The sequence below is a fragment of the Clostridium sediminicola genome (assembly GCF_050402865.1).
GTDB classification, from domain to species: domain Bacteria; phylum Bacillota; class Clostridia; order Clostridiales; family Clostridiaceae; genus Clostridium_AF; species Clostridium_AF sediminicola.
The window spans coordinates 680,540-703,198 of record NZ_BAABMF010000001.1; the positions used below are offsets into that span (position 1 = coordinate 680,540).

Genomic DNA, 22,659 nt, shown 5'->3' on the forward strand with positions numbered 1-22,659 from the left:
ATTTTACAAAAAATTTATAGCCGCAGACTCTGCGGCTATAAATTAATTTATTCTACTGATTGATCGCTTCATTAATTATTTCCATAACATTATCCCTAAATTCATCTATTCTTAATTCCGCATCTTTAAGATTCTTCCCAACAACGGATAAGTATATCTTCATTTTAGGTTCTGTCCCAGATGGTCTTACAACAAACCAAGAACCATCACTTAATATAAACTTCAATACATTAGACTTTGGAAGATCAATTATACTTTCTGTCATTTTTTCTAAATCTTTTTCTAGAGAAAGTTTATAATCAATTTTCTTTAATATACTAACATCATCAATAGTAGGATTCATAGAATGTCTAAGACACTGCAATGCGTTTTCAATTTTTTCTTGACCTTCTTTACCTTCTAAACTGATTGAAACTAAACTTTCTTTATAATAACCAAATTCTTCATACATGTTTATTAATGCATCATACAGACTTAATCCAATAGATTTATAATAGAGAGTCATTTCACAAATTAGCACTGCAGCTATTACTGCATCTTTATCTCTAACAAAATCCCCTGATAAATATCCATAACTCTCTTCAAAACCAAATAAAAATGTTTTGTCTTTATTTTCTTCAAATTGCTTAATTTTTTCACCTATATACTTAAATCCTGTAAGAACATTTATCAATTCTGCATTATACTTTTCAGTAATTTTTGAAACTATTTCAGTTGTAACAATAGTTTTGATAATTGCAGGTTTTTTAGGCATTTTATTCAATTCATTTAATGAAGTCATTATATAATTAGTTAATAATGCTCCCATTTGATTACCAGTTAAAACCTTATGTTCTCCTTTATTATCTAATACAACAGCTCCAATTCTATCACAATCAGGATCTGTTCCGAAAATAATATCCGGTTTTATTTCTTCTGCCATTTCTAATGCTATGTCAAAAACTTGTGGCTCTTCTGGATTTGGATATGATGCTGTAGGAAAATTTCCATCCGGTTTTTCTTGTTCTTTAACTACAGAAACATTTTCATAACCAAGTTCTTTTAGAACTCTTCTTATAGGAATATTCCCAGAACCATGAATTGGTGTATAAATGATTTTTAAGTCTTTTGCATATTTAGCAACTAAATCCGCTCTAATGGTAAGAGATTTTACTCTATCAAGGTAAGATTTGTCAACTTCTTCACCAATTATGTTTAATAAGTTTTGAGTAATGGCTTCTTCTTTATCAATACTCTTAATTTCATCAAAATCAGAAATATCATTAACAAATCCAATAATTTCTTTTGCGTCTCCATCAGTTACTTGTCCACCATCAGCTCCATACACCTTATATCCATTATATTGCTTTGGATTATGTGATGCCGTAACTACAATTCCCGCTTTAGAACCTAATTCTCTAACAGTATAAGATAGTTCAGGTGTAGGTCTCAAACTTTCAAACAAATTAACCTTAATCCCATTGGCACATAAAGTTTTTGCAGCAGATTCAGCGAATTCTTCTGACATATTCCTTGAATCGCAAGCAATACTAACAGAAATATTTTCTCCACTATATTTTTTTAGAAGATAATTTGCCAATCCCTGAGTAGCTTTTCCAACTGTGTATACGTTCATTCTATTTGAACCAGCACCTATAACACCTCTAAGTCCCCCTGTTCCAAACTCTAAATCTTTATAAAACCTATCTTCAATCTCTTTATCATCTTTAATATTTTTTAACTCTGATTTTGTTGACTCATCAATTAAAGTTGAATTCAGCCATTCTTGATATTTTTGTTTATAAGTCATGATTTACCTCCTCAATAGAAATTCTATAGAGATATTATACTATAAATTGGTAATTAAATACAATGTTTTTTGTAGAATCTACAAAGTTAAAAGAAATGACTAATATTAAGCCATTTCTTCTTTTCTAATTCTTTCTTCGTCTTTTACTATGCTCCTAATCATATCATCTTTATCTTCTACTTCCTCTTCAATCTTGTTACTTACATAATTTACAGCCAAGATTATTGAATCCATTTCTAATCCAAAAGTTATTTCTTCTGCTACTTCAAGGTCAGCAACTCTAAATACATCCCCTACATTTAAAGAAGCTACATCAACATTTAATGTTTTTGGTATATTATCAACATTGCATTTTACTTTAACAGTATCTCTTTCTCTTTGAAGTATTCCACCCTTACTGATTAAAGCCCCTTCTCCCGTTATTGAAATAGGAATTTCAGTTGTAATTCTTTCGTTTTTGTTAACTTCTTGAAAATCTATATGTAATAATTCACGATTTATAACATCTCTTTGTACTTCCTTAATAAAAGCAGTATGATTTTCATTATTGATTTCTACATCTAATAATGCATGATCTCCTTCTTTTAAAATTTCTTTATTTAATTCATTCTTATCTACAGAAATCAAAGTACTATCTGATCCATGACCATATATTACACCAGGCACCTTTCCATCTTTCCTAACTCTTTTCGCACTATTATGAGCATTTTTGTTTCTAATTTCGCATTTAATCTTTTCCATATTAATCCTCCTTTACTTCTGTTATTATTGACAAAAGTAAAGAAAATATACATAAAAAATATATAAGCCCTTAGAAAATCTAAAAAGCAGAATAATTTCAAATTATTCTTTAATAACAAGACCTAAAAGTTTTGAAAGTGAAACTGCTTGTACTGGAGAAACAATAACCCCCTTCAAGTCCTCTACTCTTATTTTTACTCCTTCTATTTCACAATTACTTAAATCAATTCCATTTAGTTTTGTTCCTGCCATTTCAGCTTGATTTAAATTAGAATTGAAAAACCTAACTTTCTCAAATTTATTTTCCTGGAAATTAGCATTAATCAATGAGCAACTCTTAAATTTCACCTGCTTAAAATGAGAACCTGAAAAAGAAGCATAACGACCATTGCAATTTTCAAATGATACGTTATGTAGAGTTGCATCACTGAAATTACTCCCCAAAATCTTACAATTAACCAACTCTACTCTATGGATAATTGCTCCAAAAAAATCTACATTGGATAAATCACAGTTTTCAAACCTAACATCCGTTAAATCAATAAATTGAAATGATACTTCTTTAAAAATAACATTTTTAAAAAGTACTTGTTTAAATTCTATTCGCTCTGCAGTTTTGTTTTGAATAGAACAGTCACAGATAATTCCTTCGCAAAATAAATCCTCATTTTCTATTTTCTTATTAAAAAACTGAAGTACCTCTAATTCCTTTGGTATTCTAGGCAATAATATTTTATAATTTGATTTTTTATCTTTCATTAAACTATCCTCCAATTTTAACTTAAATTTTGCTGCTTTATCAATTTGAATTTTAATACTTAGAACTTTATTTATACTCTTCTTCTGTTTCAACAGCAATCCCATTGCTTTTAAACAAATATGCCGTTACTCCATCGCCTTTTATTAAATTACCATTAAATTGTCCATTGTAAACACTTCCACTACCACATGACGGGCTATTAGATTTAAGAATTGCTTTTTTAGCACCTACTGCTTTTGCAATATTCAAAGATTCTTTAGCCCCTTTAATAAATTCTTTTGTACATTGATTACCATCTTTTGAAATCACTTCCGCATTGCCTTCAAAAACATTTTCAGCTTTCCCACCAACAATTTCACAAGGTATTCTTGGAGTAGGTAAGCCTCCTATTTGTTCAGGGCAGATAAGAATTCCTTCCCCATTTTGAAATATTTCAAATATTTTTTCATTAAAATTATTTCCACCACTATACTTACAATTAACTCCACAAAGGCAGGCACTTATTACATACATTTTTATTACCTCCAAAAAATTTATAAAGTACGCATTATACTGCGCACTTTATAGTTTATTTCAATAGTACCATAGACACACCATCTCCGCCTTCACCAAAAGCTCCAGGCCTATGACTTTTTACATGTATATGCTTACGCAATAAAGTTTTCACTGCTTTTTTCAAAACTCCAGTTCCTTTTCCATGAATTATGGTAACTTCAGCAAGACCAGCTAGATAAGCTTCATCAAGATACTTATCCACTTGATAAACTGCTTCTTGTGAATCCATTCCTCTTAAATCTATAGAAGAAGACACTTTACTTAAATTAAGCTTTGCTTCTCTTTTAGCTATTACTTTCTTTTCTTTTTTATTAGATTTACTTCTTCTCAAATCTTTAATATTTACAGTTACTTTCATTATCCCCGCTTGAACTTGTAATTCTCCTTTATTATCGGGTTTTGAGAGAATTACAACATTAGTATTAAACTTAGGTAAGTAGGCTTCTTCACCTTCTTTAACTTTGTCTAACATTTCTTCTTTACTTACTTTTTGCACCAAAGAATTCTCTGTATTCTCTAACTTATTCTTTAATTTCAATCTTTCTTCTTCTAGTTTTTGCCTTACATCATTCGAATAACCCATTCTCTCAAGTTTTCTTATTTCTTTTAGAATCTTATCTGCTTCTTCTTTTGCTTCTTTAATTATATTTTTAGCCTCTTGCTTCGCTTTTATAGTTTCTCTTTCTCTAACGTTTTGAAGAGTATTCAGTTTTTCCTCGTATTTTGTTTTTATCTTCATAGCTTCTGATTTTGCGCCTTCAGCAACTATAGCATCCTTCTGCGCTTTTATATTCTGGTATTGTAAGTTCTGAATCAAGTCTTCGAATTTTAAAGTTTCCTCGGAAATACCTTTTCTAGCTTCATTAATAATGTAATCAGGTAATCCAAGTCTCTTAGAAATTTCAAAAGCATTTGACTTTCCAGGAACTCCAATCAACAGTTTATAAGTAGGTCTTAGAGATTCAACATCAAATTCAACTGATGCATTCACAACTTTATCAGCTTTTATGGCATATGCTTTCAACTCACTGTAATGTGTGGTTGCAAATATTTTAGAACTTCGTTTTTTTAGATTCTCCAATATAGAAACAGCTAAAGCTGCCCCTTCAGTAGGATCTGTACCTGCTCCCAATTCATCAAAAAGAAGTAATGAATTTTCGTCAGCTTTATCTATAATATGAACTATATTTGTCATATGAGATGAAAATGTAGATAAACTTTGTTCTATACTCTGTTCATCCCCTATATCTGCAAATATTTCTTTATAAAATGATACTGAAGATTGATCTGAAGCCGGAATCATAACCCCACTTAGAGCCATAAGATGCAATAATCCAACTGTTTTTAGTGTTACAGTCTTACCTCCTGTATTGGGTCCAGTAATGATAACTGCATTAATGTCCTTTTCCATATAAATATCATTTGTAACTACTTCTTTTGGATTTATAAGCGGATGTCTAGCACTAATAATATTAAAATGCCCATCCTCGTTTAATTTGGGTAAAATTCCATTAATAGCATAAGCATATTTTCCTTTAGCAAATATAAAATCTATTTCCCAGACAATCTCAGAGTTACTTTTAATTAAAGTAACATTATCGTAAATTTTAGAAGAGAGTATACTCAAAATTCTCTCAATTTCAGCTTTTTCTTTTAACTTTAACTCTCTGATTTCATTATTTAAATTCACAAGACTAATTGGTTCTATAAATAAAGTAGCTCCAGAAGAACTCTGATCGTGTACAAGCCCTTGTACCTGTCCTTTATACTCAATTTTCACAGGTAATACATATCTATCTCCTCTAACAGTAAAAATATCTTCTTGTAAATATTGAGAGTATGTTCTAATTAATGAATTAACCTTACTTTTAATAGATGAAGTTTTCTCTTTGATATTCCTTCTTATATCATATAGTCCTTTACTAGCTCTATCGGAGATTTCAGTTTCTCCAATAATAGCATTAAAAATTTCATCCTCTAGATGCTTTATGTCAACTATTCCCATCGTTAGATTCTCTAGTATTCTATAACTTTCATCTTCATCTTTTTGAGAAATGAATTTTTTAATACTTCTTGAGCATCTTAATAAATTAGCACACCTCAACAATTCACCTGGCAATAATGTAAATCCTTTTGAAGCCTTTACTATTGTTTCTCTTACATCATATAGTCCACTAAATGGAGGTGAACCTTTCTTAAATAAAATTTTAAAGGCTTCATCTGTTTCTAACAAATGTTCCTTAACTAAGTAAGGATTATCATAAGGCTTTAAACTATCTATTTTATCTTTTCCTGCCTTTGATACAGCATAATTCTTAATTAATTCCTTAATTTTTTCAAATTCTAATACACGTAGTGCTCTTTCGTTCATTTAATCACCTTCTATAATAATAATTTATTCAACGCCTCTTTTAAAATGGCCTCTGGTAAAATCATTAAATTCTTCTTCCCACTTACCATTTTTACAAGCCTCTAAAACTTTTAATGTGTCTTCATTATTTTCATTAGTAAAATCTAATCTATAATAAGGTACATTTATTTTTTTTATTTCTGCCATATTAGATATTAAGTTGATCTTTTTTGAATTCAATAGATGACTTCTACAAAACTTATCTAATATAATATCAGATTCCATTCCCAATCTATCTTTTAAAGTAAATTCTCCGCCTTCACAGGGTTTATTGCAAATGCTTCTTTTCTTTTTTCCAAAACAACTTCCTACTGGACAATATTCAGTAATCATAAGCTCAGTTTTTCCGTAAATAATAGTGCCTACCGGGATATATGCATCTTTAGCTAATTCTATCAATTCTTTTTTATTTAACTCTACACTTAAGAAGACTCCATCTAAATAATCATTGTAAAAACTCAAAGAATTCTTATTAAATACATTTATTTTATAGTCACCTAGAACCTCAGTTTTTCTATGATACTTTCTAATTATTCCTGAATTAGAAGTAACTATGCCAACTATCTTATGCAAATTATTGTCAATTTCTTTACATATATAATTAAATTCTTCTTTTACTATTGAAGGTATTCTTATATATGCATTACAATCTTGAAGATTCTTTAGTTCAATATCACATTCTCTCATAAAATAATCAATAATAATGTTTTTATAGCCTAATTTTAATGCTGTCTCTAACTGATAATTTTTAATTACCGTTACAAATATTTTTCTCCTCTGTGTTTCAATATTTGTTTCATTAATATCATGTTTGTTATTCAAAGAAGCTACTTTTACATCCTTATTAAATCTATTCAACCTTAAGTTAAAAATTTCATCTGTTAATTTTCTCCTAATACTATTAAGGACTGAAATTGGTAAAAATCCTTCTTCATAACTTTCAAAATGCACATTTTCTATAATAAAAGGGGTGTTTCCTGTTTTCTTTAAACTTTTTATAATTCTTTCCTTATCAAGTGGTCTTTTTAAGGGACTTTGAACTTCTTCACCTAAAACCGATATATTTTCATCTCCAATTTGGGTATATATATGTACTGGTTCTCCGATTTTAAAATTTATCCTAATATTTATTGGAATCTTTTTAGTATACTTATCCTTATATGTTCCGCTTAGTCTTTCCATTAAACTAGAATCTAATGTTTTATATAAAATATTACTTTTTTTATACTTACTAGGTTTAAGTGAAACAGAATCACCCTTTTTAGCAGATTGTACTTCTTTTCCGTTTTTTATAATTTTAGATACTGTAAATCCACTATTATCTATTCTTATTCCATCAGATACTGATATATCTTCTTTAAGATCTATAGTATAATCATCATTTATTTTACCTAAAAGAACTCCAGTGTTCTTAGGATATTTCAAAGCCATCATTTCTTTTCCTTCATTACCATATAAAAAAGCTTTTGAAAATCCTTCTCTATTAAATAATTGCTTAAGAGTATTTATTTCTTTTTCAACATTAAACTTTTCACCATTATAATAGCTATCTATAGCTTTTCTATAGGATGAAACAACTCCAGCCACATATTCTGGTCTCTTCATTCTACCTTCTATTTTAAGAGAAGCCGTCCCTGTTTTAATTATTTCATTTATATTAGAAATAGTACAAACATCTTTTGGACTTAAAATAAATGCTTTAGTACTCTTTTTTGTATCTTTGTTAATTAATTCATATGGAAGTCTACATGGTTGAGCACATTTTCCTCTATTTCCACTTCTACCACCAATCATTGAACTCATTAAACATTGTCCAGAATAACTAATACATAATGCACCATGAATAAATACCTCTGTTTCAATTCCTGACTTATTAGATATTTCTTCTATTTCATTAATTGATAGTTCTCTAGATAGCACTACTCTTGAAAAGCCCTTTTCTTTTATTAATTGAGCTCCTTCATTATTATGGATAGTCATTTGAGTTGATGCATGTATAGATAGATTAGGATATATATTTCTAACTAAATATGCTAATCCTGTATCCTGAATAATAATTGCGTCCACATTAATACTATGTAAAAATCCAATAAACTCAATAGCTTCATCTATTTCATTATCTTTTATTAAAGTATTAACTGTTACATACATTTTTACACCATAAATATGGCAGTAATCTACTGCCTCTTTTAGTTTTTCTTCATCAAAATTTGAAGCATAGGCTCTTGCTGAAAATTTCTTTCCACCAAGATAAATAGCATCTGCACCATTTAAAACCGCAGCATATAAACTTTCCAAACTACCAGCTGGTGCTAATAATTCAATTTTCTTCATAAATATCTCCTTTATTACATATAATCCAGTGTGAAACTTTATTTATATAAAACAACTCCAGCAAAACTATTATACTTCATAAGTACAAAAGGAGCAATAAATAGCGAATGGATATTCGCTATTTATTGCTCCTTTTACAGTTGATAATTGGTAGTCTACAGTTTACAGCAAAGGATGGAATTTATACTTTCATTTTAGAAAGATGTCCAATAATGCAAACTATTAATATAGATATAATTTTTAAAATTGACATTCAAGTACTACCGGGCAATGGTCAGATCCTTGAACTTCACCTAATATTTTAGCATCAACAATATTTTCCTTAAAGTTTTCAGTAACAAAATGATAATCTATTCTCCATCCAGCATTCTTTTCTCTAGCTTTAAATCTATAACTCCACCACGAATACTGAATTTCTTCAGGATATAGATATCTAAAAGTATCAATGTATCCTTTATTAATAATTTTATCCATCCATTTTCTTTCAATAGGGAGGAAACCTGATCTCTTGCTGTTTGGTTTAGGATTTTTTAGATCAATTTCATTATGAGCAGTATTATAATCGCCAAATATTACAAGTTTTTTTCCTTTCGTCCTTAAATCCTCACAATACTTGAATAATTCTTCATAGAAATCTAGTTTATATTGAAGCCTTTCTTCACTCATTTGTCCATTTGGAAAATAAATATTAAAAAGGGTAAACTCATCATACTCTAATATTAATATTCTACCTTCACTATCAAACCTTTCAATTCCAATACCATGCTTAACTGATTTAGGCTCAATTTTAGTATAAACTGCAACTCCGCTATATCCCTTCTTTTCGGCAAAAGAAAAATAAGAATAATAACCTTCAATTTCTTTCATCTTATCCGTTAGTTGATTTTCTTGTAATTTTGTTTCTTGTATTCCCAAAATATCTGGTTGTTCATTTTCTAACCATTCAAAAAAACCTTTCTTATCTATAGCTCTAAGTCCATTAACATTCCATGAATAAAATTTCAAATTTATCCCTCTTTCTCGCAAGTAATGTTTTTCCATTAATATTTATTATTAATTATAACACAATATTTATAAATTGCGAAGAAATATTTTCGCAATTTATAAATGACTGTTGACAGCAAAGGATGATTTTCTTACTGAAATTCTTTAACTAAACCTTTACCTAAAAATAGTTTTGCTAAACCAAACCCAATCCCTCTAGTACTGCCCGTGATGATAATATGTTTCATTATATCCCTACTTTCTGTAACCTTTATTATCTTATTTTACCACATTACTTCGTTCTAAACATTTTCTAGAGTTCCTTTATAATAAAGGTATCTACTTTTAATTAAATTTGTTGAAATTTTCTGATTTTTATACTAATATATGATTAACCCTAAAACTTCATCACTTAAGCACAATTTTAGTATTTTACTAAAATAAATTTAAGCTAAATATAACAGTTACCTGCATAATTAACCGTTTACAATTCACTTTAGTTTATTATATCTAAGATAAACCCGCTTGTTATGTACTATTATTCTATGATATAATTTATAATTATTAGTATAATTGCATATTTATTAAAACATTCTTTCAAGGAGGTACTCAAATGAAAAAAGAATTTTCACTCAGCAAAGGTAACGCAATGATTAACTTCACTGCAAAATTCTGCGACAATTCAGAAACATTGTTTCACAGTTATGGTTTTTATAGAGTTTTAGAAGCTTATATAAATTCAAGTAAAAAGAGAAATTCCAAGATATATAAATTTCTCAAGAATTCTTTTCCTAAGAAGAGAAATAGAGAAGATTTGGTAAAAGAACTTACACGTGTATTCAACTTACTTATGGTTTTAGATTCTGATGAGATAGTAAAATTAAATAATGAGTATACTGCTTTATTTAAAGATAAATACCAATTCTTAAATTTTGTTGAAAGCCTTTATAGCTTTTGGAGAAAGATTGAAAGATATACTATTATCAAAAACAATAAACTAAATAAAAAAGGATTTCAAAAAGTTAGTTTTATCAATGCAAATGCTGACTTTACAAATCTTATAAGAACAACTTACAGAAAAATTGAAAGCAATACATTAAAAGAAGATTCAAATATATATAGACAGCTTCCAGCTGGTGGTAATGCAGGTTTAATTTTAAACAATTCTAAATGGCCGTTGCCAGAGAATTATCAATTTTTAAAGGGAATTCCTTTTATTGAATCAATAATAGTAACTCCACCCTTTATCATCTATCCTAAAAAAAATACAAGAGACGGTTTTTTCAAAGAAACATTTGAAAATCCATTATTAGGGTTAGAAATAAATGAAGATCATTGGTTCTGTTATCCTGCAAAAGTGGGAGAGTTAATAGCTTATATATACTTTCATAGAGATTTGATGGCTCACGGAGTTACTCTCTGTAACTTATTTGAAATGGCAAAGCCTTCAGAATATAGAAATAAAAAACCAGACATAGTTTATGTATATGGTTGCAAAGATAATTCTGATGAGATAAAAACAGTATTCTATGATGATAAAGAAAACGACATTATGTTAGGTTACGTTAACTACTCTGACGATATTGACTATTTTGGATATATGAAAAAAATGGTATTGACCTTACACAATTTAATTATGATTAAACAAGGTGCTTTACCAATCCATGGAGCTATGGTGAATATTATAACAAAAAATGGTAATTCAGCAAATGTTATAATTATGGGTGACTCAGGTGCTGGTAAGTCTGAAAGTCTAGAAGCTTTTAGACGTCTTAGTGAAGATTATATTAGCGAAATGACAATTATATTTGATGATATGGGTACAATTAAATTAAATAATAACGATAAACCTCTTGGTTTTGGTACAGAAATTGGAGCCTTTGTAAGATTAGATGATTTAGATTCAGGATATGCATTTAGAGAAATGGACAGAAGTATTTTTATGAATCCAGACAAAATAAATGCTCGTCTTGTTATTCCTGTTGCAACTTATAAAGACATAATGCAAGGTTATCCTGTTGATATGTTCTTATATGCAAATAACTACGAGGACGGAGAAAATGGATACTTAGAATTCTTCCAAGATATAGATAAAGCAAAAAAAGTGTTTACTGATGGAGCTAGAATGACTAAAGGGACAACAACTGAAACTGGACTTGTGAAATCTTATTTTGCTAATCCTTTTGGGCCTGTGCAGAAAAAAGAAGAAACAGACAAATTAATTGATATTTATTTTGATGAACTAGCTAAATCTGGTGTTAAAATCGGCCAATTAAAAACTTGTTTAGGTATTAAAGGTAAAGAAAAAACCGGAACTGAAAAGGCCGCTGCAGAATTATTAGAAGCAATCAAAACATCTTTTAACTAGCAAAGAGCCAGCATATGCTGGCTCTTTTTTGACTTTCTTCATTTATTTGCTATAATATTATTTGCTTTATAAATTAGATTTGAGGTGAATTCAATGAATAAACAGAACATAAATAAACTAAAATTATTTTTTATGGGAATAGAAAGTAGATTCAATGATAACAATGATGTTTTTATATCAATCAATGTTGAATTTAAAAATGGTTTAAAGAAATTCTTAGGTAAAGGTGTCTTTGATAAAGGTCAAATTTCATATAACTTTTCAGGTTCAACAAATTTGTATCCTATCTCCAAATTGTTAAATAAAATTCTAAATGATTCAATAAATTTTGACGAACTAAGCTTTACATATAAAGAAAGAGGCACTTATATTTTAATCTCAGCTAATAAAAAAAATGTCACAATGACTTCAAAAGAACCACCTGAAAATGATTTGAAAGATTCAAATGAAAAACATCCTTCAACAACATCAACTCTTCTTAATAGAAACTACTATATTAATGCAGAAAAAGCTGCTCCATTACTTAAAGAAATAAATATAATGACTAAAGATGGTAAAATTAAGAATGATAAAATCAGAAAATATAACCAAATAGATCACTATGTAGAACTTTTAGATAAAACATTTGAAAATATACCCAAAAACAGAAAAATCGCCCTGCTAGATTGTGGCTGTGGAAAATCCTATCTATCTTTTGCCTTAAATTATTATTTAACAGAAGTAAAAAAAAGGAAATGTAACTTTATTGGTATTGACAAATCTGAAGAAGTAATCAATACTTCAAAAATAATAGCTCAAAAATTAGGCTACCGAAACATGGAATTTATAGCAATGGATATAAAAGATTTTGAACATAAAAACAAGATCGATGTTGTATTGTCTTTACATGCCTGTGATACAGCTACCGATATGGCTTTAGCTTTAGGTGTAAAAGTAAATGCGGATATAATAGTAGCGGTTCCATGCTGCCATAAAGAAATGTTAAAACAATATTCCTACAATCCTTTTGACAAAATTTTAAAGCACGGAGTATTAAAATCAAGAATGGCCGATATTCTGACAGATGGAATGCGTTCTTTATTATTAGAAGCAAATGGATATGAAGTATCTATCGTTGAATATATTTCTCCGTTAGAAACTCCAAAAAATTTAATGATAAGAGCCTTCAAAAAAAGCGACGAAAATCCTGAAGCAATGGATGAATATATGCAATTAATGTTAAACCTAAATGTTTCTCCTGCTTTATATAAATATTTATATGTAGAGGAATAAATACTTAACAACAATAAGTGTATGCTTTAAGCATACCTCTTATTGCTGTTTAATATATACATACTGTACTTTTTTATAAAATTCTAATAATTCCATCATTAAAATATGGAATTATATCATAAATATCTCTGCTAAAACAATGTTGCAAGTCATCCTTAAAGCCCTTGTTCAAAAGTAAGTTATAGTGATAACAATTTTTTAGTAGCGCAGGCAAATTATCCTTATAATTTTCATATAAAATTTTTGCAGACATGCCTATATCATTACAATCAATCTTATATTTCTTAGATAATTCATAAATTATTTTTCCCCCACAAATAATGTCATCTAAAGAAAACATTCCATTCGTTCCCGAACAAATAATTGCTAAATCTTTTTCACTCAAAAGTAACTTTTGTATTAATGCTGCAGAATTAAGAAAAGTTCCTATGTATAAATCCTCTGCATCTTTAGCCGAATCGATTGCTTTTGTGCCGTTAGTAGTAGTAAGTACTACTATTTTATCTTTAACTCTCTCTTTTGTATATGATAAAGGTGAATTACCAAAATGAAATCCCTGTATTTGTACAGCTTTTCTTTCTCCTCCAAGTATAATACTATCTTTATCTCCATTATTATGATAATATTGCCAAGCTTCTTCAACTTCCTTAACAGGTACAATAAATCTCGCACCATTATTCAGAGCTGTTACTATTGTAGAGGTAGCTCTCAAGACATCAATAACTATAGCAGTTTTTCCCTTTAGCATATTGGTATCAACTGTTTTCCAACTTTCATAAAACGATATTTTCATCAATTTGCCTCCATATACTAAATTTCCCCTTCCAATACACTAATCATCTTTAGAAGTATCTCATTCATTGGAGTTCTTATATTATGTTTTTCAGCCAATTTCACAATAGTACCTGCAAAAAGTTCTACTTCTGTCTTTCTGCCTGCTTCTACATCTTGAAGCATAGATGTTTTTCCTTCATCTGATAAATTATTTAATATTCTTAACCATTCTTCATAATCCTCATTATTTAAATTGATACCTTCATATTTAGATATTTCTATAACTTCTTTCATGGTTCTTTCCAATAATTGTGTTGCATTTTCATCTTTTTTTAAAACTCCATAAGGTACCCTTAGTACAGCTGATATTTGATTTATCCCAGTGTTAATCATGAATTTCCACCATAATTTTTTAATCATATTTTCTGGAATTATATAAGGTATTTCAGCTCTTTCAAATATATCTTTTATATCCTGTACTTTATTCGATAAATCTATATTTGTTTTCTCTCCAAAAAATATTTTACCTATATTTGAATACTTAGTTTCATTTTCAATTCTAACTGCATCAATTCCCACACACATAGAATATACTAATCTTTCTATGCCGAACTTTTCTCCAAGTATATCTTCGGATGATATACCATTCAATAAAGACATTATAATAGTATTTTTTCCTACAGCTTTTTCAATATTTCTCATTGCTTCAGATAAATGATGATTTTTTACAGCAACAATAATAAAATCAGCTTTTTCTTTAACCTTTTCTGGTATTACTGTTTGAAAAAAATATTCTTTGCCATTTACTTTTATTCCTTTTTTATACTTTTCACATCTTTTTTCATTAGCTATAATTGTAACTGATTCTGGATTCATATCATATAACTTAGCTGCATAAGAAGCCCCTATTGCTCCTGCTCCAACTACATAAATTGAATTTATTTTCAATTTTATTCCCCCTTGATTACTATTCGAGATTGCAAAATGAATAAGGCTTAACTTCAATATCCTCATCCACTTCAATCTCTAGTAGATTTTTATAAACTCTATTTTCTGATTCAATTCCCTCTTCGACTACTAAGGACTTCACCTTTAATTTATCAGCTTCCCTTACTAAAAATACTACTTCTCCATAACCAGCATAGTATGAAAAAGAAGCACTTACAGTTTCTTCAGGTAAATTATAATCTTTAAACTCTTCTAATGAATACGCTTCTCCGACATATGTTCCAATTTTATGTACTTCATCAATTTCACCTTTTATTATTAAATAAATATCGGTATAAGGGATTTGTCCTTGTAAATCATTTTCACTATTTTTATCTGACTGTGAGAAAACTTCATACTCAAATTGAACTAAGGCTTTTTTTATTTCTTTTTCATTACTATCTAAATTAAGGTTAGTTTCTGTTTCACTTTGGATAGCTTTATTAGAGTTTGAAATATTATTTTCAGGAACTTTCCTATTACAACTTATTAATAAAACAGAAAGAATTACTAATACTATACTAGTTTTAATTTTTTTCATTTTTCCACCTTCTTTCTTTAATAATTACAGTTAAATCACAAAAGTTATTCAACTTAAATCATATAATATATAATCATTATATATATACACATCTTATAATACAACAAAAACTAAGCTTCTTCACAAAACCACTAACCTCGACAAAATTACTTCACATGATAATATTCTAAATTTTAAAATATTACGATATAATAATATTGAATAAGTTAATCAGGAGGAAAGTATGATTAGAGAATTTAGAATAGAAGAAACAAACGAAATAATGGAAATATGGAAAGACTCTACAATAAAAGCTCATAAGTTTATACCAGAGAGCTATTGGCTAACGAATTATTCCTTAGTAAAAGAAATCTATATTCCAATGTCAAAGACATTTGTTTATATAGATAAGGAAAAAATTAAAGGGTTTATTAGTATCATTGATGATACATTTATTGGAGCGGTATTTGTTGATGTTAAATACCAAGGACAAGGTGTAGGAACAACATTAATAAACTTTGCGAAAAATATATATAGCAAATTAAATTTAGCAGTATATAAAGAAAATGAAAAATCAGTAGGATTTTATAAAAAATCAGGTTTTCTTATTGAAAGTGAACAAATAAATGAAGATACTGATAAAGTAGAATTCATTATGAGTTGGTCAATATAAACCGTATTCACTCAATTTCATATAAAGCCCAATAATTAGAAAACCAAATAATTTCTAAAAATACCGTATTATTCAGTTAAAATGAATTTTACGGTATCTTTATTTATCAATTCAAATAAAATGTGAACTTGTTTTATACTTTTTTCAATATTGAATAAATCACAAAATTTATAATACTATATCTCAATACCTGCCATTTTCATAAGGTACATAGCATTCCTTGTCTTTGAAACTCCTGTTTTAAGTTTATAATCGAAAAATATTTCATTATTCTTATAATATTCCTCAAAATGGTAGTTTTTAATTTTTCCCATTGACTCATCCTCTAAAGAAGAAAGTTCTAAATCATGAGTTGATACTAACCCAATGCCACCGTAAGATCTTAATTTATTTATTAAAATCTTTGCGCCCGTGTGTCTATCAATTGAATTGGTTCCTTTAAAGATTTCATCAAGTAAAAAGAAAACCTCTTCCTTTTGTTCTATAGCCTCAGTTATTTTTTTAATCCTGATTATCTCTCCATAGAAAGATGATATTCTTTTGTCAATATCATCATTTACTCTCATACAAGTATAAATATGTAATATTGGGCATTGAAAAGTAGATGCGCAAACTGCAGCACCTGTGTAAGCTAAAGCAAGGTTTATCCCTACTGTTCTTAAATAAGTACTTTTTCCAGCCATATTTGAACCTGTAATCAAAGAAATTGGAGATTTTTCATCAATATTTATAGGATTACTTATCCTTTTCCCAGTTATCAGTGGATGTGCAGAATTCTTAGCAATAATTCTTTTCTTTTCTGTAAATTCTGGTGTTACCCATTTAGGATTATCAAAATTTAAAATTGCTAAACTTGATAATGCTTCAAATTCCCCTAAAATCTCCAACCAAGAACCTAAGTTCTCTCCTGATTCTTTTTTCCACTTGTTAAAAGAAAAACATACTCTATAATCCCATAAAAATAATAAATCTTTAATAATATAAAACATATTCCTTCTATCAGATATAGATCTAACAATTTTTGAGAACTCATTCATAGAAGTATAACTATTTTGACCATTTAAATCCACTAGTTTCCCTTTTAACTCCATTAAATACTCACTTTGAAACTTTTTTTTATCAACATGTTTAATCATTGTAAAATATGTTTCTATATCTTTTTTATACTCGTAAATTGAGCTTAAATATTTAGCTCTCTCTCCATATCTAAATCCCGTAATAAGAATTTGAATAACAAATAATATAGCAGGTATAGTATAAGGAATTATACCAAACATAAAGTGCATTACTCCTGCTGAAACTGTGAAAATTGGCAAAATATTTATAATTATTTTCAAAGAATTATTCTCATAAAATACTACTTTGTCTTTACTCCATTGAATTAATTTTTCAGGTTTTTTAAGATTTTCACTACAAAGTGCATAAGCTTCTAATTTTTGTCTCCACCAAAGATTTTTAGCTAATTCTTTAATTGCCACTTGCCTTTTTGATATTAATTCTTTACTATTTGGAAAGTTTGACAATGAATTTTTTAAAGCATTTCTACCAAAGTATGTTCTAGCTGTATTAATGTATTGAAATAATGAATTATTTCCAAAAACATCTAAATCATAAGAAAAATCATGATTTGAATCAATGTATTCTTTCCCTGTGTCCTTAAAACTTTTCCATTCTCCTTTTGTTCTCTCTAAAGATTTTTTATTTATATCTATTATGTTATTACAAATCTTTCTTCTAATCATTAATTCTCCATGTTTTTTAGCTACAAGTATAAAACATAATACAGTAATAATAAAAATTACAAAAGCTAAAAGATAATTATTGTATTTGAGAAAATAAATGAGAAATCCTGCCCCTGAACAAAATATTAATAATCGTAAAATACTATAAAAATTACTTGTTTGTTTCTGTCTTCTATTTAAATTTGCGAATTTTTCGCTTCTGTTTTTATATATTGATGTTGTTTCTTTCATATCACACTCTCCCAAATTTATACTTTTACACTTAAATAATAACACATTAATAAAAATATTATTATTTATAAGAATTATGTTATTTTCAATATATCAACAAAATAACATTTTTATTAATAATTTATTTGTTTTGCTTAATTATTTATTTCATTTTATTAATTGACAAACGTGTATTTTGATAATATAATAATTATCATACTTTTATTATCTATCTATTAATTAATTTACGTATTTTTTATTACATTGTTAATTTAAAAAAATTTTTTTATTACTTTAATAATAAGGAGGGAATAATCATGGAAATAAACTTAGTAATTAATTCAATGTGGGTTTTAGTGGCAGCAATTTTTGTGTTTTTGATGCATGCTGGTTTTGCAATGGTTGAAGTAGGATTTACTCAATCAAAAAATGCAGTAAATATCATTATGAAAAACTTTGTAACAGTTTCAATTGGAGTTCTTGGTTTTTTTATTTTAGGATATGGTATTATGTATGGAAAGAATTTTTTGGGTATCTTTGGAACTAATCAATTTATTCTTTTTAATACTCCAGAAACTGTAGCGGGTATATCATTTGAGGTTTTCTTCTTCTTTCAAGCTATTTTTGCTGCAACTTGTGCAACTATAGTATCTGGTGCAATGGCGGAGAGAACAAAATTTTTATCTTATATAGCATTTTGTATTATTGCCACAACATTCATCTATCCTTTAGTGGGACATTGGATTTGGGGCGGTGGTTTTTTAAGTGTACTTGGTTTTAGAGATTTTGCTGGTGGTACTGCTGTGCATGCTGTAGGTGGATTTGCAGCGTTAGTTGGAGCTAAATTAGTTGGCGCAAGAGATGGAAAGTATAAGAATGGACAAGCTAAAGCTATTCCAGGTCATAACATCCCTTTAGGTGCTCTTGGCGTTTTGATTCTTTGGTTTGGTTGGTTTGGATTTAATCCAGGAAGTACTTTAGATATTACTTCACCGTTAACAGCTCATGCAGCTATTACAACATTACTAGGTGGTTCTGCTGCTACTATGTCATCAATGATTTTCAGTACAATTAGATATAAGAAACCTGATGCTGGTCTTACTTTAAACGGCGCACTAGCTGGTCTTGTAGGTGTTACTGCAGGTGCTTCCATGATTTCATATTTTGGTGCAATAATTATTGGTATTGTAGCGGGTATACTAATGATATTCTCAGTTGAATACATAGATACAAAACTAATGATTGATGATCCAGTTGGTGCTATATCTGTTCACGGTGTATGTGGTACTTTAGGAACTTTTGCTATAGGTTTATTTGCAACAGATGGTGGATTGTTCTATGGTGGTGGATTAAAATTATTAGGTATTCAAACACTTGGAGTATTAATTGTTGCTATTACTGTTCTAACTCTTTCTTATATAACCTTTACTGTTATTAAAAAGACCTATGGTTTAAGAGTTGAAAAACACGAAGAATCTCGTGGATTAGATGCTATGGAACACGGAATCTCAGCTTATATTGATCTATAGAATTGGAGGGATTATTAATGAGTGATAAGATGACTAAAATCGAAATAATTACAAGAAACAGTAAATTTGAAGAATTAAAAGAAGCACTTAATCAAATAGGTGTAACAGGAATGACAATGACACAAGTACTGGGTTGTGGAACTCAAAAAGGGGTAACTGAATATTATAGAGGTGTTCCTTATGAAATGAATTTACTTCCTAAAGTTAAGGTTGAAATAGTTGCTTGTGAAGTTCCTGTAGAAACAGTTATAGAAACTGCTGAAAAAATATTAAATACCGGTGCTATTGGTGACGGTAAGATATTTGTTTATAATATTGATACTGTTATTAGGATTAGAACTGGTGATAGAGATAGAGAAGCACTTAAGTAAAAAACTTTCCCCATTAAGGGGAAAGTTTTTTGGGGTGTAAGTTATAAGTTACAAGGTTTAAGTTTTTTTATTCAAGTCCATTATTCAATTCCCTAATATAATCCATTACAATATCATAATTACAATTTGATTCATGAACTAGTTTCACAATTGCAGAGCCTACTATTACTCCATCCACAAAAGGTTTCATTCTTTGGACATCCTCTTTTGTTTTTATTCCAAATCCTACGGCTATAGGTAAATCTGTTACTTCTTTTACTGTGTTTAAATATTCGTCAATTTCTTTATAAAAACTATCATTCATTCCAGTAACACCTAATGAAGATACGCAATAGATAAAGCCTTTTTTATTTTCTGTGATTTTTTTAAGTCTATCCTTGGAAGTTGGTGCTACTAATTGGATTAGGATAAGTTTATCCCTTTCTAACAATCCTTCTACTTCTTCCTGCTCCTCTAATGGTAAATCAGGTATTATTAATCCATCAATGCCTACATTTATACATTTATTTATAAATTTATTAACTCCGTAAGTTAATATACTGTTATAGTAAGCCATAAATACTAAGGGCATATCAGTGTTTTCTCTGACCTTTTCCACACATTCAAATATGCTTTTTATTGTTGTTCCATTCTGAAGAGAATCAAGAGCTGCTTTTTGGATGGTAGGTCCGTCAGCTAATGCATCTGAAAAAGGAATACCAATTTCAACTATTGAAGCCCCTGCTTGCTCATGAGTATAAATAAGTTTTTCAGTGTTCTCCATTGTAGGTGTACCCGCTGTAATATATGTTATAAGTGCTTTTTTATTCTCTTTTTTCAATTCTAAAAATTTCTTCTCTATTCTATTCATAATCTACCCCTCACTTTAAATGATCTACAAAATATTTGATATAGTTTGAACGTCCTTATCTCCCCTACCGGACAAATTAACCACTACAATTTCATCTTTATCTAGTGTTGGAGCTAATTTCATCGCATAAGCAATTGCATGAGCGCTTTCTAAAGCAGGAATAATACCTTCAGTTTTTGATAATCTTTGAAATGCTTCGACTGCCTCTCCATCTTTGATATCTACATAATCTACTCTTTTAATTGAATTTAAATATGCATGTTCAGGTCCTATACCTGGATAATCTAGTCCTGCCGATATTGAGTAGGCAGGTATTATTTGACCATCATTATCTGAAAGTAGCATTGTCTTCATACCATGTAATACTCCTACTTTACCTCCTGCAATTGCAGCTCCATGTTCGCCTGTTTCAATTCCCTTTCCAGCAGCTTCAACTCCAATTAATTCCACCTTTTTATCATCTACAAATGGGTGGAATATTCCCATAGCATTACTTCCTCCACCTATACATGCAATAATTTTATGAGGCAATCTTCCTTCTGCTTCTAATATCTGTTCTTTAGTTTCTATTCCTATGATTTTCTGGAAATCTCTAACCATAGTTGGATAAGGGTGTGCCCCTACTACAGATCCAATAATATAAAAAGTATCTTCTACTGCACTAACCCAATGTCTTATAGCTTCATTAGTAGCATCCTTTAAAGTACCTGTTCCTGATGAAACTGGTTGAACTTTTGCGCCTAAAAGATTCATTCTGAATACATTTAGCTTTTGTCTTTCAATATCTTCTTCTCCCATAAATACAGTACATTCCATACCAAATAAGGCAGCTCCAGTTGCAGTTGCAACACCGTGTTGTCCAGCACCAGTTTCCGCTATAATCTTTTTCTTACCCATTCTTTTTGCAAGTAAAATCTGCCCTATAACATTGTTGATTTTGTGAGCACCTGTATGATTTAAATCTTCTCTTTTCAAATAAATCTTAGCGCCACCTAATTCTTCACTAAATTTTTCTGCATAATATAGTGGAGAGGGTCTGCCCACATACTGTTTTAAGTAATAATTATACTCATCTAAAAATTCTTTATCCTCTATATATTTCTTATAATTCTCTTCAAGTTCTATTAGCGCGTTCATTAAGGTTTCAGGAACGTATTGTCCCCCAAATTCACCAAATTTTCTATCTAGTTTCATATTCTTTCACCTTCCTTATAAATTCTCTAATCTTTTCTTTATTTTTAAATCCATCTAATTCTACTCCTGAACTAACATCAACAGTAAAAGGTTTTATAATTTCAATTCCCCTTTGAACATTTTCAGAATTTAATCCTCCAGCTAGAATAATTTTATATTCTTTTGATAAATACTTTGCCCAATGCCAATTAAAACTTCCGCCGGAACCAGGGTCTTTTCCATCTAATAAAATTCCATCTAGGTTTTTATAATCTTTGATTAAATCTAAGTCTTTTTCTTCTTTTACTTTAAAAGCCTTCCATACTGGAACATTAATTTTTTCACATTCCTTTATAGATTCACTTCCATGCATTTGAACTATGTCTAAACCAGAAAATTCCACTATACTATTTATTTCTTCTGCAGTGGTATCAACAAAAACACCTACTGTCTTAATTTTTGAATCTAAGTTTTTGATTATTTCTTTTGCCATATACTTATCAACTTTTCTTTTACTCTTTGCAAAAACTAAGCCAATATAGTTTATATCACTAGAATATTCATTTATAATTTCCGTGTCTTTAACACGCTTAAGCCCACAAATTTTTATCTCCATA

The 22,659-nt window shown here is 29.0% G+C and carries 19 protein-coding genes; 5 read left to right on the plus strand and 14 right to left on the minus strand.

What is annotated here, in order from left to right; genetic code table 11:
- Nucleotides 1-52: 52 nt before the first annotated feature.
- The 7 genes from ACQ3F0_RS03380 to ACQ3F0_RS03410 form a co-directional block, all read right to left on the minus strand.
- A complete protein-coding gene (locus ACQ3F0_RS03380) occupies nucleotides 53-1,789 on the minus strand; it encodes a phospho-sugar mutase (protein ID WP_428863617.1) in 1,737 nt (578 codons plus the stop codon).
- Nucleotides 1,790-1,894: 105 nt separating this feature from the next.
- Nucleotides 1,895-2,530 carry a 50S ribosomal protein L25 gene (locus tag ACQ3F0_RS03385; protein ID WP_428863618.1) on the minus strand — a complete coding sequence of 212 codons (636 nt, stop codon included), beginning with the start codon at nucleotides 2,528-2,530 and terminating at the stop codon, nucleotides 1,895-1,897.
- Nucleotides 2,531-2,632: 102 nt separating this feature from the next.
- Nucleotides 2,633-3,289 carry a pentapeptide repeat-containing protein gene (locus tag ACQ3F0_RS03390; RefSeq protein ID WP_428863619.1) on the minus strand — a complete coding sequence of 219 codons (657 nt, stop codon included), beginning with the start codon at nucleotides 3,287-3,289 and terminating at the stop codon, nucleotides 2,633-2,635.
- 67 nt (nucleotides 3,290-3,356) lie between these two features.
- Nucleotides 3,357-3,803: a 2-thiouracil desulfurase family protein gene (locus ACQ3F0_RS03395; protein ID WP_428863620.1), complete on the minus strand. Its 447-nt coding sequence runs from the start codon at nucleotides 3,801-3,803 to the stop codon at nucleotides 3,357-3,359.
- A gap of 55 nt (nucleotides 3,804-3,858) precedes the next feature.
- Nucleotides 3,859-6,216 (minus strand): endonuclease MutS2, encoded by a 2,358-nt coding sequence (locus ACQ3F0_RS03400; protein ID WP_428863621.1) that lies wholly within the window; start codon nucleotides 6,214-6,216, stop codon nucleotides 3,859-3,861.
- 24 nt (nucleotides 6,217-6,240) lie between these two features.
- A complete protein-coding gene (locus ACQ3F0_RS03405) occupies nucleotides 6,241-8,589 on the minus strand; it encodes a U32 family peptidase (RefSeq protein WP_428863622.1) in 2,349 nt (782 codons plus the stop codon).
- A gap of 240 nt (nucleotides 8,590-8,829) precedes the next feature.
- Nucleotides 8,830-9,594, minus strand: coding sequence for an exodeoxyribonuclease III (locus ACQ3F0_RS03410; RefSeq protein ID WP_428863623.1), 765 nt, complete (start codon nucleotides 9,592-9,594; stop codon nucleotides 8,830-8,832).
- 592 nt (nucleotides 9,595-10,186) lie between these two features.
- Here ACQ3F0_RS03410 and ACQ3F0_RS03415 point away from each other — a divergent pair.
- Together ACQ3F0_RS03415 and ACQ3F0_RS03420 are read left to right on the plus strand one after the other, a co-directional pair.
- Nucleotides 10,187-11,941: a phosphoenolpyruvate carboxykinase gene (locus ACQ3F0_RS03415; protein ID WP_428863624.1), complete on the plus strand. Its 1,755-nt coding sequence runs from the start codon at nucleotides 10,187-10,189 to the stop codon at nucleotides 11,939-11,941.
- A gap of 93 nt (nucleotides 11,942-12,034) precedes the next feature.
- Nucleotides 12,035-13,213 carry a class I SAM-dependent methyltransferase gene (locus ACQ3F0_RS03420; RefSeq protein ID WP_428863625.1) on the plus strand — a complete coding sequence of 393 codons (1,179 nt, stop codon included), beginning with the start codon at nucleotides 12,035-12,037 and terminating at the stop codon, nucleotides 13,211-13,213.
- A 73-nt stretch (nucleotides 13,214-13,286) separates the two neighbouring features.
- Here ACQ3F0_RS03420 and ACQ3F0_RS03425 read toward each other — a convergent pair whose 3' ends face one another.
- The 3 genes from ACQ3F0_RS03425 to ACQ3F0_RS03435 are packed head-to-tail and all read right to left on the minus strand — an operon-like array spanning nucleotide 13,287 to nucleotide 15,515.
- Nucleotides 13,287-14,006, minus strand: a complete 720-nt coding sequence (locus ACQ3F0_RS03425; RefSeq protein WP_428863626.1) for a 2-phosphosulfolactate phosphatase — start codon at nucleotides 14,004-14,006, stop codon at nucleotides 13,287-13,289.
- A gap of 17 nt (nucleotides 14,007-14,023) precedes the next feature.
- Complete coding sequence (locus ACQ3F0_RS03430; protein WP_428863627.1) at nucleotides 14,024-14,935, minus strand: ketopantoate reductase family protein; 912 nt, start codon at nucleotides 14,933-14,935, stop codon at nucleotides 14,024-14,026.
- A 19-nt stretch (nucleotides 14,936-14,954) separates the two neighbouring features.
- Nucleotides 14,955-15,515, minus strand: a complete 561-nt coding sequence (locus ACQ3F0_RS03435; protein ID WP_428863628.1) for a hypothetical protein — start codon at nucleotides 15,513-15,515, stop codon at nucleotides 14,955-14,957.
- A 223-nt stretch (nucleotides 15,516-15,738) separates the two neighbouring features.
- Between ACQ3F0_RS03435 and ACQ3F0_RS03440 the strand changes: the two genes are divergently transcribed.
- A complete protein-coding gene (locus tag ACQ3F0_RS03440) occupies nucleotides 15,739-16,167 on the plus strand; it encodes an N-acetyltransferase (RefSeq protein WP_428863629.1) in 429 nt (142 codons plus the stop codon).
- A 176-nt stretch (nucleotides 16,168-16,343) separates the two neighbouring features.
- Here ACQ3F0_RS03440 and ACQ3F0_RS03445 read toward each other — a convergent pair whose 3' ends face one another.
- Nucleotides 16,344-18,140 carry a MutS-related protein gene (locus ACQ3F0_RS03445; protein WP_428863630.1) on the minus strand — a complete coding sequence of 599 codons (1,797 nt, stop codon included), beginning with the start codon at nucleotides 18,138-18,140 and terminating at the stop codon, nucleotides 16,344-16,346.
- A 296-nt stretch (nucleotides 18,141-18,436) separates the two neighbouring features.
- Between ACQ3F0_RS03445 and ACQ3F0_RS03450 the strand changes: the two genes are divergently transcribed.
- Nucleotides 18,437-19,648, plus strand: coding sequence for an ammonium transporter (locus ACQ3F0_RS03450; RefSeq protein ID WP_428863631.1), 1,212 nt, complete (start codon nucleotides 18,437-18,439; stop codon nucleotides 19,646-19,648).
- A gap of 17 nt (nucleotides 19,649-19,665) precedes the next feature.
- Nucleotides 19,666-20,019: a P-II family nitrogen regulator gene (locus ACQ3F0_RS03455; protein WP_428863632.1), complete on the plus strand. Its 354-nt coding sequence runs from the start codon at nucleotides 19,666-19,668 to the stop codon at nucleotides 20,017-20,019.
- Between the two features lie 67 nt (nucleotides 20,020-20,086).
- Here the strand turns inward: ACQ3F0_RS03455 and trpA are convergent, their stop codons facing one another.
- The 3 genes from trpA to ACQ3F0_RS03470 are packed head-to-tail and all read right to left on the minus strand — an operon-like array spanning nucleotide 20,087 to nucleotide 22,658.
- Nucleotides 20,087-20,869: a tryptophan synthase subunit alpha gene (trpA, locus tag ACQ3F0_RS03460; protein ID WP_428863633.1), complete on the minus strand. Its 783-nt coding sequence runs from the start codon at nucleotides 20,867-20,869 to the stop codon at nucleotides 20,087-20,089.
- A gap of 24 nt (nucleotides 20,870-20,893) precedes the next feature.
- Nucleotides 20,894-22,063: a tryptophan synthase subunit beta gene (gene trpB / locus ACQ3F0_RS03465; protein WP_428863634.1), complete on the minus strand. Its 1,170-nt coding sequence runs from the start codon at nucleotides 22,061-22,063 to the stop codon at nucleotides 20,894-20,896.
- Nucleotides 22,050-22,658, minus strand: a complete 609-nt coding sequence (locus tag ACQ3F0_RS03470; protein WP_428863635.1) for a phosphoribosylanthranilate isomerase — start codon at nucleotides 22,656-22,658, stop codon at nucleotides 22,050-22,052. The genes trpB and ACQ3F0_RS03470 overlap by 14 nt, the downstream gene beginning before the upstream one ends.
- Between the last annotated feature and the right edge of the window lies 1 nt (nucleotide 22,659).

Excerpts from the sequence above, each read along its gene's own strand:
- trpB (WP_428863634.1), bottom strand. The coding sequence starts at position 22,063 with ATGAAACTAGATAGAAAATTTGGTGAATTTGGGGGACAATACGTTCCT.
- ACQ3F0_RS03390 (WP_428863619.1), bottom strand. The coding sequence starts at position 3,289 with ATGAAAGATAAAAAATCAAATTATAAAATATTATTGCCTAGAATACCA.
- ACQ3F0_RS03425 (WP_428863626.1), bottom strand. The coding sequence starts at position 14,006 with ATGAAAATATCGTTTTATGAAAGTTGGAAAACAGTTGATACCAATATG.
- ACQ3F0_RS03435 (WP_428863628.1), bottom strand. The coding sequence starts at position 15,515 with ATGAAAAAAATTAAAACTAGTATAGTATTAGTAATTCTTTCTGTTTTA.
- ACQ3F0_RS03440 (WP_428863629.1), top strand. The coding sequence starts at position 15,739 with ATGATTAGAGAATTTAGAATAGAAGAAACAAACGAAATAATGGAAATA.
- ACQ3F0_RS03395 (WP_428863620.1), bottom strand. The coding sequence starts at position 3,803 with ATGTATGTAATAAGTGCCTGCCTTTGTGGAGTTAATTGTAAGTATAGT.
- ACQ3F0_RS03450 (WP_428863631.1), top strand. The coding sequence starts at position 18,437 with ATGGAAATAAACTTAGTAATTAATTCAATGTGGGTTTTAGTGGCAGCA.
- ACQ3F0_RS03405 (WP_428863622.1), bottom strand. The coding sequence starts at position 8,589 with ATGAAGAAAATTGAATTATTAGCACCAGCTGGTAGTTTGGAAAGTTTA.
- ACQ3F0_RS03470 (WP_428863635.1), bottom strand. The coding sequence starts at position 22,658 with ATGGAGATAAAAATTTGTGGGCTTAAGCGTGTTAAAGACACGGAAATT.
- ACQ3F0_RS03420 (WP_428863625.1), top strand. The coding sequence starts at position 12,035 with ATGAATAAACAGAACATAAATAAACTAAAATTATTTTTTATGGGAATA.
- ACQ3F0_RS03400 (WP_428863621.1), bottom strand. The coding sequence starts at position 6,216 with ATGAACGAAAGAGCACTACGTGTATTAGAATTTGAAAAAATTAAGGAA.
- ACQ3F0_RS03445 (WP_428863630.1), bottom strand. The coding sequence starts at position 18,140 with ATGAAAGAAACAACATCAATATATAAAAACAGAAGCGAAAAATTCGCA.
- trpA (WP_428863633.1), bottom strand. The coding sequence starts at position 20,869 with ATGAATAGAATAGAGAAGAAATTTTTAGAATTGAAAAAAGAGAATAAA.
- ACQ3F0_RS03415 (WP_428863624.1), top strand. The coding sequence starts at position 10,187 with ATGAAAAAAGAATTTTCACTCAGCAAAGGTAACGCAATGATTAACTTC.
- ACQ3F0_RS03455 (WP_428863632.1), top strand. The coding sequence starts at position 19,666 with ATGAGTGATAAGATGACTAAAATCGAAATAATTACAAGAAACAGTAAA.
- ACQ3F0_RS03380 (WP_428863617.1), bottom strand. The coding sequence starts at position 1,789 with ATGACTTATAAACAAAAATATCAAGAATGGCTGAATTCAACTTTAATT.
- ACQ3F0_RS03385 (WP_428863618.1), bottom strand. The coding sequence starts at position 2,530 with ATGGAAAAGATTAAATGCGAAATTAGAAACAAAAATGCTCATAATAGT.